The sequence below is a fragment of the Mucilaginibacter limnophilus genome, from assembly GCF_004005815.1.
In the GTDB taxonomy this organism is placed as follows: Bacteria; Bacteroidota; Bacteroidia; order Sphingobacteriales; family Sphingobacteriaceae; genus Mucilaginibacter; species Mucilaginibacter limnophilus.
In genome coordinates this window covers 89,567-100,332 of record NZ_SACK01000002.1, presented here as the reverse complement: position 1 = coordinate 100,332, position 10,766 = coordinate 89,567, and the positions used below count along the sequence as shown (strand labels likewise).

General features: G+C 40.7%; 12 protein-coding genes and 1 tRNA gene. 7 read left to right on the top strand and 6 right to left on the bottom strand.

From position 1 onward, the window contains the following. Nucleotides 1–6 precede the first annotated feature (6 nt). From EOD41_RS04790 to EOD41_RS04775, 4 genes are all read left to right on the top strand, one after another. On the top strand, nt 7–696 hold the full coding sequence (locus tag EOD41_RS04790; RefSeq protein WP_127703663.1) for a response regulator transcription factor: 690 nt from the start codon (nt 7–9) through the stop codon (nt 694–696). After that, complete coding sequence (locus EOD41_RS04785) at nt 686–2,056, top strand: HAMP domain-containing sensor histidine kinase (protein ID WP_127703662.1); 1,371 nt, start codon at nt 686–688, stop codon at nt 2,054–2,056. The genes EOD41_RS04790 and EOD41_RS04785 overlap by 11 nt, the downstream gene beginning before the upstream one ends. Nucleotides 2,057–2,276: 220 nt before the next feature. Then, nucleotides 2,277–2,759, top strand: a complete 483-nt coding sequence (locus tag EOD41_RS04780; RefSeq protein ID WP_127703661.1) for a hypothetical protein — start codon at nt 2,277–2,279, stop codon at nt 2,757–2,759. Between the two features lie 18 nt (nt 2,760–2,777). Next, nucleotides 2,778–3,704 carry a bestrophin family protein gene (locus tag EOD41_RS04775; protein ID WP_127703660.1) on the top strand — a complete coding sequence of 309 codons (927 nt, stop codon included), beginning with the start codon at nt 2,778–2,780 and terminating at the stop codon, nt 3,702–3,704. Nucleotides 3,705–3,770: 66 nt separating this feature from the next. Here EOD41_RS04775 and EOD41_RS04770 read toward each other — a convergent pair whose 3' ends face one another. From EOD41_RS04770 to EOD41_RS04760, 3 genes are all read right to left on the bottom strand, one after another. Beyond that, on the bottom strand, nt 3,771–4,349 hold the full coding sequence (locus EOD41_RS04770; protein ID WP_127703659.1) for a hypothetical protein: 579 nt from the start codon (nt 4,347–4,349) through the stop codon (nt 3,771–3,773). A 136-nt stretch (nt 4,350–4,485) separates the two neighbouring features. Next, nucleotides 4,486–5,736, bottom strand: a complete 1,251-nt coding sequence (locus tag EOD41_RS04765; RefSeq protein ID WP_127703658.1) for a Y-family DNA polymerase — start codon at nt 5,734–5,736, stop codon at nt 4,486–4,488. Then, nucleotides 5,720–6,148: a LexA family protein gene (locus EOD41_RS04760; RefSeq protein ID WP_127703657.1), complete on the bottom strand. Its 429-nt coding sequence runs from the start codon at nt 6,146–6,148 to the stop codon at nt 5,720–5,722. Before EOD41_RS04760 ends, EOD41_RS04765 begins: the two co-directional genes overlap by 17 nt. Before the next feature lie 836 nt (nt 6,149–6,984). Between EOD41_RS04760 and EOD41_RS04755 the strand changes: the two genes are divergently transcribed. From EOD41_RS04755 to EOD41_RS04745, 3 genes are all read left to right on the top strand, one after another. Continuing rightward, nucleotides 6,985–7,058: transfer RNA gene (locus tag EOD41_RS04755), tRNA-Pro, on the top strand. 67 nt (nt 7,059–7,125) lie between these two features. After that, entirely contained in the window at nt 7,126–7,497 is a 372-nt protein-coding gene (locus EOD41_RS04750) for a nuclear transport factor 2 family protein (protein WP_127703656.1), read from the top strand. A gap of 13 nt (nt 7,498–7,510) precedes the next feature. Continuing rightward, nucleotides 7,511–7,864 carry a DUF4180 domain-containing protein gene (locus EOD41_RS04745; RefSeq protein ID WP_127703655.1) on the top strand — a complete coding sequence of 118 codons (354 nt, stop codon included), beginning with the start codon at nt 7,511–7,513 and terminating at the stop codon, nt 7,862–7,864. Between the two features lie 2 nt (nt 7,865–7,866). On the opposite strand, the gene EOD41_RS04740 is transcribed toward EOD41_RS04745, so the two are convergent. The 3 genes from EOD41_RS04740 to EOD41_RS04730 form a co-directional block, all read right to left on the bottom strand. Continuing rightward, nucleotides 7,867–8,430 carry a hypothetical protein gene (locus EOD41_RS04740; protein ID WP_127703654.1) on the bottom strand — a complete coding sequence of 188 codons (564 nt, stop codon included), beginning with the start codon at nt 8,428–8,430 and terminating at the stop codon, nt 7,867–7,869. Between the two features lie 322 nt (nt 8,431–8,752). Then, nucleotides 8,753–9,199: a hypothetical protein gene (locus tag EOD41_RS04735; protein WP_127703653.1), complete on the bottom strand. Its 447-nt coding sequence runs from the start codon at nt 9,197–9,199 to the stop codon at nt 8,753–8,755. Between the two features lie 390 nt (nt 9,200–9,589). Continuing rightward, nucleotides 9,590–10,207 (bottom strand): helix-turn-helix domain-containing protein, encoded by a 618-nt coding sequence (locus EOD41_RS04730; RefSeq protein ID WP_127703652.1) that lies wholly within the window; start codon nt 10,205–10,207, stop codon nt 9,590–9,592. Nucleotides 10,208–10,766 lie beyond the last annotated feature (559 nt).

Here is a 10,766-nt window from a genome sequence, read left to right as displayed (position 1 = left end):
CCCCGAATGAAGATTTTACTAATAGAAGATGAACCCGGACTGGTTTCGGTAATAGTTCGGGGATTGACAGAAGCCGGCATGGAGGTAAGTGTTGCCGCCGATGGAAACATGGGCCTTGAAATGGCGCTTAACCATAGCTTTAACCTGGTGATACTGGACATAATGCTGCCCGGCATGAACGGAATACAAGTGTGTAAAGAGATTCGTAAAAAGAAACCCGGTATTGCCATACTGATGCTCACCGCCCTCTCAAGTACCGAAAATATAGTTACCGGGCTTAACAGCGGTGCCGATGATTACCTGGCCAAACCTTTCAAATTTCCTGAACTGGAGGCACGCATACGTACCCTGGTACGCCGTACGCTTAACAATGAAGCCATCAGTAATGTAATTCATATCGACAATCTGGAGATCGACCTCGACTCGAAAATAGCACGGCGAAACGGTAAGACCCTTAGCCTTACAGCTACTGAATACCGTCTGTTAGAATACTTCGCAAAGAACAAGAATAAGGTACTTTCACGCATTCAAATATTAGAAAACGTATGGGATATCGATTTCAATATGGGTACTAACGTGGTTGATGTGTATGTAAACTATTTGAGAAAGAAGCTGGATACCGAAGGGCAAGTGAAACTAATACAAACCGTTTTTGGCATGGGTTATATGCTAAAAGAGGACGCCAATGAAAATTAAGACTAAAATTACGCTGTTGTTTTTTTTGATTTCTACCGTGGGGTTGATACTCATGAACGCGGCTATATTTTACTTTGTTTCTGAGTTTAATTTTGAGGATTTTTTTAAACGGCTTGAAGCGCGTGTGCGGCTGGCCGCTCAAATAAATATCCATCCTAATGAAAAATCAGTTGCATACCAGGAAGTTCGCAGTGGCTATCTTGAAAAGCTGGTTAACGAGCGTGATTATGTAATAAAGCTTCCGCAGGATATGCGGAACTTTAAAAAGCCAATTGACCTGCCCGACGCTTTTTATAATGACATCCTGAAAAAGAAGCTAAAAGCACGTTATAATAAAGCAAACAAATTTTATTCCGGAGGTTATTTTGATACGCCTTACGGTAAATATCTGATCATCGTTTCGGCTACTGATCCTTATGGTTTCAGGGAGCTGGTAGAGTTACGCAAGGTGCTGGTTGTTATATTTATTATCGCTACAACGCTTACCTATATAGCAGGCAATATATTTTCGTACTATACTATCAATCCATTAAGCAGACTTATTAAGCAGGTAAAAAATCTATCAGCCAACAACCTGCACGAGCGGCTTGATGAAATAAACGGAAAAGATGAAATATCCGAGCTGGTGCATACTTTTAACAATATGCTTAACAGGCTGGAAACAGCATTTGAAACACAGAACAACTTTGTAAGCAACGCCTCGCACGAATTACGTACGCCGCTTACAATCATATCAGGCGAAGCCCAGCTGTTGCTAACCCAAAAACAATTGGAGCCCGAAACCAAAAAGCTTGTTGAAACCATACATAACGAAGCGGAAAAACTTGGACAAATACTGGCCAGCCTGCTTGGTTTAGCGCAAACCGGGTTTGATGGTAAAAAGCAAAACTGGCAGCCTATAAGGGTAGACGAACTTGTGATGACTGTAGTGGGACTGGTAAAAAAGATAGAGCCCGAAGGTACTATCGATATAAATTTTTCTTCGCTTCCCGAGGATGAAACGAAACTGTACACCGAAGGTAATGCAAATTTGCTGCAACTGGCATTAAGCAATATTGTAATGAACGCCTGCAAATATTCAAATAATCAGCCGGTTGAAATTAAGGTAGCATCAGAGAACGGCCGGTTAATGATTGCTGTAGCCGATAAAGGGATAGGCATCCCTATAGAAGAGCAGCAATATATATTTGAGCCGTTCTTTAGAGCATCAAATACTACCGAGTTTGAGGGGTATGGCATAGGCCTGCCATTAACGCTAAATATTATTCGCCTTCATAAAGGTTCAATTGGCATCCGCTCAGAAGAAATGGCCGGAACAGAAATACAGATATTTTTACCTGTTGTGCCTCCGGTTTCTTAACCATGCCTCTGCTTTTCTTATCAATTTTTAATATTCTTAATAAAATAGCACGGTAATAGATTGATAATTTATTGAAAATCAATATTTAAAACCTGTAAGGGTACTAATAAGCCAGTGTTATTCTAATACTATTTTAATTTTCAACTTAAAAGGCTTTAATAACTACAAGCTAAAATTGCATAGTAATTAATTGAAAGTTAAACAATTAACATCTATCACTATGCAAACCATACTTGTTCCTACCGATTTTAATATCAAGGCGCTTGATTGCGTATCTGCTATAAGTAAGCAATATGAGGGCGAAGATATCTCCTTCATTTTTGTGCACATGTTCAAACTGTCTGACAGTATAACCGACCTGCTGATGCTATCGCGCCGCAGCCGCGAATTCGAACTGATCGATAATGATTTTTACAATCGCTGCAACGAAATAAAAGCGCAGAACGATAATGTCAAAGCTATCAGGGTTGAGTTTTTGTACGGAAGTACACTCAGCATGTTCCGGAACTTTATTGAGGCAAATGAAGTAACCCATGTTTTAAAAGCCGAACACTGCAGTATAGGCAAGCTGCATAAATCAAGCATTAACCCGATGACCCTTATACAAAAATGCGGCCTGCCGGAAATTTACATTAAGCCTGTACCGGCCGAACCTGTGACTGTTAAAAAACAAAACCAAGAGTTGGAATTAAGTGAAGTTTAATCATTAAAAAGTTTAGCCATGCTACTGAAAGAGAACATTCCTATTAAATATATATTCGGCAAGATCAAGAACGAGATCATCATGGTAACCGTTTACGCGGTGCTGATTGCTGTTGTCTATAATAATTTTCATTTTACCCGTATATCAATACCTATTGCGGTGCCGACCATACTGGGTACGGTAATATCGTTGCTGCTGGCCTTTAAGTCAAACCAGGCATACGACCGGTGGTGGGAAGCACGTACGCTTTGGGGAGCTATTGTGAACGATTCGCGTACTCTTACCCGTCAGCTGTTCACTTACATCGACACGCATTACGGTACTGATGAAGAACGTGCATTTTGTGAGCGTATGGCTAAACGGCAGATAGCCTGGTGCCATGCCTTAAGCCGCCAGCTACGTGGTGAAGACGCTATACGGGGATTGGAAAAGTTTTTGTCTGTAGAAGATATAGAGCATATAAAGATGTATAGCAATGTGCCGATGGCATTGCTTGAACTTCAAGGGCTTGATCTACGCAACGCCTTTAAGCTTGGTTGGATCAACGAGTTTCAGCAGGTGGAAATGGATGCTACGTTAACCCGTTTTTCAAACCACATGGGTGGATGCGAGCGTATCAAGAACACCATTTTTCCGGCAACGTACAGCGTTTACATACATTTTTCGCTTATACTGTTCATCATGCTGCTGCCATTCGGTTTAATAGAGTTCTTTGGCATTGTTGAAGTACCCGTAGTTATCGCGATAGCATGTTCATTCTTTTTAATAGAAAAAATGGCCATCCATCTGCAGGATCCGTTTGAAAACCGGCCAACCGATACGCCTACAACAACTATATCGCGTACCATTGAGCGCGATGTTATGCAAATGTTGAAGCAGAACTATAAGCAGGAAGAACCTGTAGGCGGCGGCCTATCAAAATCAAAAGTGTTTTACATTTTATAGTACTTCCGAGGGGGAAGTTTTTAGGTTGTTTTCAGGCTGCCGGCACTGCCGGCAGCCTTTTTGCATTTATTGAGCATCCCTTGATACCCGTGCGGCAGTCGCCCTGCCAGAAAGGTATATCTGCAAGCCAAACAGTAAATTGATGTTGCTTTGATAGGATGCATTGCCGAAACCTGTCAGCCCGTTATAAGTAAGTAAGGTCTCAAGGCCTATATTAGGGGTAATAAAGTAAGCAAAACCCGGCCCGGCGCCAAATTTTAATCCATTGGTGTTGCCCCCGCCATCGCTTACGTTTATACCGCCAAAACCAAACGTCGCTTCGGCGAAGATCCTGCCGTGACGTAATACCTCAACCTCGCGGCCGGTGTAATATCTGCCCAGTGCGCCGGCACCGTAAGTGAATGTTGTGCTTGAGTTTTTTGCTGTTTGTATGCCAAGGTCGACGTACCCACCCAGGGCAACATTATCCTGAATAAACCAGGCCGCTTTTGGTGTAATTTCAAGGGTAAAAACTTTTGAGTCATCAAGCCCAAGGTTTAGGTTAGCAAAGTTGCCGCCTACCATTACATTCCCTGCTTGAATTTGCGCATGCGCCATTGATCCGACCATCAACGCTGCTATAGTTAAAAAAGTAAGCTTTTTCATAAAGATGTGGTGTTATGTTTCGGCACAATATCAGCATCATAAATACACGGTTAGCCACAGCGTAAGGCATTGTATAATAAGTTGTGCTTTTTTGTGAAGAAGCGATTGTTTACATACAGTAAGCATGTTTTGGCGCTCACTTTGCTTTTATGATGTCGTGCCACCGGGTTGTATAACCTTTGCTTAACCACTCGTGCTTCAGGCGCCAGGCTTTTTTGTAACCCTCGCTGGCCATCCTTACGGTACCACGCCCGTAGGCCAGGTTAACATGATCGAGAACAGCTGAAATTTTATCAAGCTTTCCTTCGTCATGATGATTGAACATGTTTAACTGTAGTTCGCTTTCAGGCATTAGTACTTTGGCAATCACGCCTGCTTTGCGGTACTTCATTCCCTGCTTAAAAAGTTTGCGTGCAATAACAGTAGCCGTCTTTACCAGGTCGTGCGTGGTATTGGTAGCCATAGCCATTTTTACGGTTTGAGTAGGGAAGTGCTGGGGGTGATCTTCGCGGTGCTCATTGGTATACATAAATACCTGCAGATAAGTGCAGCGTAAACCCTCTCGTCTAAGTTTTTCAGCCAATCGGCTTGCATAGGTGGTAACCGCTTCTGATAACATATCAGGCTCTGTAATATAATTCCGAAACGACCGGCTTACTGTGATAGCTTTTTTACTGTCAAGCTGATCTTCAATATTTATAGCAGGCCGGCCCCAAAGCTCGTTCCACATGCGCTGGCCCTGCACGGTCATGTTCTTTTTAAACCACATTTCGGGAAGCTCACGTAACTGACCAACGGTTTTAATATCAAGCTTTAAATCATTTATCTTTTTAAGGTACTGACGGCCTATTCCCCAAAGATCGTCAATTGGAAAGCTGTTTACCGCCTTCGTAATACTATCCGGTGTATCTAATATATAAGTGCCTCCATTTTTTTTTGCTATTTTGTTGGCAAGCTTAGCCAACGTTTTGGTTGGGCCTACGCCTATAGAAACCGGAATGCCCGTATTTTGAACAACACTTGCCCTTACTTTTGGTATGTAATTATGCAGATCCTGCACGCCGTCCAATCTTCCAAAAGCCTCATCTATACTGTATACATCAAGCCTGGGGAACCATCTGCTCAGATTTTCCATCACCCTTTCAGACATATCGCCATACAGCACATAGTTGCTGGAAAAGACCTTGATATCATACTTTTTTATCTGGTCGCGGACAAGGAATTCGGGGTCACCCATTTTGATGCCGCATAACTTGGCTTCTTCACTGCGGGCAATCACACAACCATCGTTATTGCTTAATACCACTACCGGTACTCCGCATAGCTCCGGACGGAACAGTCGCTCGGCCGAGGCATAAAAGTTATTACAATCACAAAGTGCAAACACGCTTGTATTTCCCCTTTCTTAGCGGCGCCGGCAGCATATTGCGGCAAATGCTTGTTACTACGCCCCAAATTTGCAACACTTCGCCGTCGGTTGTTTCAATCCGGTCTTCCTCACCAACAAGTGCGGGTTTATTTCCCTGTAATTCATAAACACGGCAATAATAACAGCCATGTATAAAAGCCACCACAATAGTTCCGTCAATAGGTGTGAGTGATTTGTCAATAACCAGGATATCACCCGAACGTATGCCATAATTTTTCATAGCCGCGCTGTCCATCTGAAAATAATAGGTGCAATGCGGGTCAATAACAAGTATGTCGGCAATGTTTAAACGCCCTTCAAGATAATCGTTGGCTGGCGATTGAAATCCCATTATCTTTTGCTCGGCCCGTTGTTGTAAAACCCTTATCATCTCCTGTAGCGTTTGGCACAAATCTATGCTAAAAAATTTAGTAATTATTAATGTTGCTTACAACTTATAGGAAAAAGCTTTACGAGGATACAAGTACAAACAGCTTAACCGGAATGTTATTATAGTGGTGCTAAAACAACATATATCTCTTGTAATCATAGTAACCTCCCATATCTAATCATTCGAGCAGATCTGTAATAAAATGAATTCAGTATAAGAATTCTAATGGAGTTATATGCTCAAAAACAGCTTAACTGGAATGAACAGCCGAAACCTTTATCAAGGTATTGTCTGATACTTATACGCTTAAAAAGTTTTTGCTTACGCAGTTGCCTAAGATGACTTATAAGTCTAAAGAACCACGGCTTAAATGATAATCATTGATTCGGGATACTCTTTTAACACGCAGATATTAAATTGCTATAAAGCAGCTTCAAAGTTTTTTGATTGGTGAATCATTAACTGCTGACGGATTAAACTTTGAAAAACACCTGCTGCAGGATATTGATTCGGTGTCGATATATAATGATGCAAAGCTACTTAATCATTTCATGCTGATTGTTGGAATAGAAATTAATTATTCCGTTTGCTAATAGTGCTTTATAAGCAACTATATCCAAAAAGTATACATCAATCAATGAAACTTAACCTTGCAGAAGCTCTCAAATTCCAAAAAAGTTATTGCTATTTAATACGTATCTGGAATACAAATGTGATCTCAGCTGTTATCAATAAAATGTTACACTGCATAACATAATGGTTGAATCATTTAGGTTTGTACGCTTCCTGTTTTAAAATAAATGGGTAAAATTTATATTTGCAGCCCGGTTACATTTCGGGATGTAGCGTAGCCCGGTATCGCGCCAGCATGGGGTGCTGGAGGTCGGAGGTTCGAATCCTCTCATCCCGACGAAGGACAGGTTTTTATAGCTTGTCCTTTTTTATTTTCCTATACTTACCTGGAAATATGTTGTTATATGGATCAGCATGAAATAGAAAAAGCAGTTGAAGTATTACGCAAAGCAATGATAACTTCAGATGAAGCCTCATTTAATAAATTGGCGTCTGATAAGCTTACTTATGGCCACTCGGGCGGTAAGATGCAGAACAAAGCGCAGTTTATTGAAAGTTTTGTTTCGGGAGCATCGGTGTTTGTTTCAATAGATATCAGCGAACAGCAAATAACTATTCAAGATAATACTGCTATAGTACGCCATATCCTATCGGCCGAGACAAATGATAAAGGTAAAGCACCAGCGCCTATTAAACTTCACATTTTGCTGGTGTGGGTAAAAGCAGCAAGCGGGCATTGGCAACTGCTGGCCCGTCAGGCTGTTAAAGCATCATAAATATTTACTAAAAATGGAACTAACAAGCCATAACATAAATGGCAGGCAGATTGCCGAAGTAATTTCAAACGAAGTCATCATTAAAAACACTGAAGACGGATTGTCACTTTTAGGCGATGTATATTACCAGGGATTTGATAAGGTTGTTTTATACGCTGAAAACATCACACCTGACTTTTTTGACCTTAAAACCGGTATTGCCGGCGAAATATTGCAGAAGTTTATTAACTATCGCATTGAATTAGCCATAGCCGGTAATTTTTCAGGATATAAAAGTAAAAGCTTAGCCGACCTTATTTTTGAAAGTAACAAGGGCAGGCAGGTAAATTTTGTTGCTTCGCTTGAAGAAGCTTTGAGCAAATTATAGCTTTACTTTTCTTTAAGCTTTTTGATCAGCTTTAAAAGTGTGTCGCGATTTTTTGCTACCTGCATAAATTTCGGCAACCGTTCAACCATGGTAAAACCGGTGCGGTTAGGGTTTTCACGTATGCCTGATGCAATGTATTTTTCAAGGTAGTTCAAATGGTCGCCGTTCAACGCCCATAAAGTATCTTCTTTAAAAGATGCCGAGAGCCAGAGTGTACAACCGAAAAGTGAAGGTGAGGGCTTTTTTGAATAGCCTTTCCATAAAAACCTGTCTTCTTCTTCCTGGTTAAAACCGCATGAGGTACAGGTGATCCGGCGTGTTTTGTTGTCGTCATTAAACCGAATGATAGCCTTGTTGCCGCAATGGATACACTTTACCCAAATCTCATTGCGGAAATGACTAATGGTTTTTTGTTCGTCAATAAAGCGTTTCAGGCGCGACATGGTTGTAAAACAAAAAAGCCTGCAGTAACTACAGGCTTTGGTGGAGAATATCGGATTATCCAGGACCTTAAAAGCGGCCTCTAAACGCTGTTTTTGAGCTTGATTTGATGCTTTTTCTTTCATGTTTACGGGTGTTTTGGCAGAGTTTTGTATGACTAATTTACGCCAAATTTCCCTGTTTTCAACATCAAAAAAGCACTTTTTCGCTTTTAACGATTAGGTGGTTGTCGGCTTTTCTTAGATCCAACAAGTATTTCAGACCTAAACTTACTCATCAGGCTCTGGTCGCTTAGCTTTGGCAAATCACCAAAAAAAAGCTTATATATCTCGCCTACTTGTCTTTTGATTTCGGCGAGTTCCTGACTGTTGTTATGTCCCATTAATAAGGAATTATAAACATGAATAAAAACCCACCTTAGCGAAAGCCAGAGGGTGGGTGTAAGAATTAGTTAACATGCGGTGGCTTCGTCATTGCTAAAGGAACATAACCAACATGTTGCATTACAGAATTGCCATCTACAACCGTGGATTCTGTTTTATCTTCAACAGCGAACATATTGAAAAATACAGATTCACACCTCTGCCTTACTTTGCTTCGATAGAAGTCTAGTCCGAGTTTGACTCTTGCTTGCGTTACTTTTTCTATAATCTCATTTGTAGTGTACTTTACACCTAAAACAAATACAGAATATAGCTCATTATAAAGCGCGCGATCGTCTTCCGACAAATCACCAAGCCACATGTTCATTTTGTCAATGAACGCTGTGTAACTATTACGTCCGCGATCATCTAGAACTTGGACAATCTTGATTGCTTCATCCCCATATATAGCCTTTAAGGTGAAGTATTTATGCTGCTGAGGAACAGAGAGTTCCCCAAAATGATTCTTCATTTGATTAATGGTTAAAAGTGAATACTGAACAATTCTGAGGCACTCGTCACTGCATTGGCCGACGCGAACTAGCCTCATGAGGCCAAAGATGAAAACAGCAAACCGCAAGGAAAAGCATTCCTACTGGTGAGTAATCGTCATTTTGGATGGAAGTTATGCTTACTTAAGCGTAGGCATCTTGTGAGCCAAGTAGCTATTTAATTAAGCTAAATGGTGATATTTCCGTTGTTAGCGGTACCTGGGCAACAGGTCGGAGATTCTCTATTTGTAATCGAGAAGCTATTCGATTCCAAGCTTCTGTCAAACTCGCCTGAGTAACTTCAGGCTATCTTTGTACATCACAAAGATAAATAAGAACTTGTTTAAAATCCAAATGCAAAATGAGATTTATTAAAGCTTGATTGTCAATGGAGCCTTAACGGATCGTTTTAAGGGTTTGGTATAATCGTAAGTCCAATCGATCTTATCAGATAAACGTAGCCACTTAGTATGCGGCCTGTTGCGAGTAATAGCGCTTTCTATATAACCTTTTTCTTTTAAGTTCTTAAGAATTGGATAGATAGTATCATAAGTAAGCCCTAAGTGTGTGGCTGCTTCATTGACATTGCCTGTCCAAATGAAAATGACATTCATGAAGAATTGACGCAAACAAAGTAGCATAGCTTTCTCAACACACGATAAATCACTAGCCTGGAATATCTCATACGGTATTCGGTGGTAATACGTTAGCCTGTCAAAATGGTAGCGGTTGCATGAGCCCTTTCTGTTTGAATGTTCGACAGAAAGCACGCCCGCCTTTTCCAAACGAACGATTGATTTGGACAAAAAACTACGTTTTAAGCCTGAGCGTTCCATGATCTTGTCGTAGGACGGCCAGCAGTAAGGTTCATCATCACAATAGAATGACCTGATTGCTACATAGGTTAAGACATCCTTGTAGCTAAGTTTACGATCTTTGAGATTTAAAAAAAGAGGCATGGCAACAAACTGCCAGGTAGGACTGCTCATAGGTGCTGTTAATGGGGTTAAGAGTTAAATTAAATAAGAATCTTGGGAGCAGGATTTATCTTAAAACCGTAAAGGCAGAATGCCGTTTATCACGGTCACGGCTTACAAATATAAGAAAAATAGGTTAAAATATGGCATTATAACCCACTAGCCTACAATTGATTGAGGTGCACGCCATTGCTTTCAAATGGAAAATGTAAAGGCTTGTGGACACTGGCCCTGACAAACTTCACTCACAACCTTTATTTTGTTAAATGTGTTTTAGAAAAATAAGTTATCAGTGTCATTGCTTCTTAGTTGTCATTCTTCACATCTAACCAAGTGAAAGGTCTGTGCTCATACTTTCCTAAACAACCGCTACCTATACTGTTTAGAATTTAAGAAAACAGTATCGTTTAGGTACAGGTTGTTTCCAACAATTTCAGCTCTTAAGCCAGCGAGTGCAGTATGTAACCATTTAAAACACTCCGATAGCGAGAAGTATGGTTGATACAAGACTGATGTTGTTGCTATTTACTTTCATTTGTAGTAGGTAGTGGTGATGTGTATTTAAGTGCAT

What these genes read in the sequence shown, in the direction of transcription:
- EOD41_RS04770 (WP_127703659.1), bottom strand. Translation starts at nt 4,349, where the DNA reads ATGAAAAAGCTTACTTTTTTAACTATAGCAGCGTTGATGGTCGGATCA.
- EOD41_RS04780 (WP_127703661.1), top strand. Translation starts at nt 2,277, where the DNA reads ATGCAAACCATACTTGTTCCTACCGATTTTAATATCAAGGCGCTTGAT.
- EOD41_RS04790 (WP_127703663.1), top strand. Translation starts at nt 7, where the DNA reads ATGAAGATTTTACTAATAGAAGATGAACCCGGACTGGTTTCGGTAATA.
- EOD41_RS04775 (WP_127703660.1), top strand. Translation starts at nt 2,778, where the DNA reads ATGCTACTGAAAGAGAACATTCCTATTAAATATATATTCGGCAAGATC.
- EOD41_RS04740 (WP_127703654.1), bottom strand. Translation starts at nt 8,430, where the DNA reads ATGAAAGAAAAAGCATCAAATCAAGCTCAAAAACAGCGTTTAGAGGCC.
- EOD41_RS04785 (WP_127703662.1), top strand. Translation starts at nt 686, where the DNA reads ATGAAAATTAAGACTAAAATTACGCTGTTGTTTTTTTTGATTTCTACC.
- EOD41_RS04760 (WP_127703657.1), bottom strand. Translation starts at nt 6,148, where the DNA reads ATGATAAGGGTTTTACAACAACGGGCCGAGCAAAAGATAATGGGATTT.
- EOD41_RS04730 (WP_127703652.1), bottom strand. Translation starts at nt 10,207, where the DNA reads ATGAGCAGTCCTACCTGGCAGTTTGTTGCCATGCCTCTTTTTTTAAAT.
- EOD41_RS04735 (WP_127703653.1), bottom strand. Translation starts at nt 9,199, where the DNA reads ATGAAGAATCATTTTGGGGAACTCTCTGTTCCTCAGCAGCATAAATAC.
- EOD41_RS04750 (WP_127703656.1), top strand. Translation starts at nt 7,126, where the DNA reads ATGGATCAGCATGAAATAGAAAAAGCAGTTGAAGTATTACGCAAAGCA.
- EOD41_RS04745 (WP_127703655.1), top strand. Translation starts at nt 7,511, where the DNA reads ATGGAACTAACAAGCCATAACATAAATGGCAGGCAGATTGCCGAAGTA.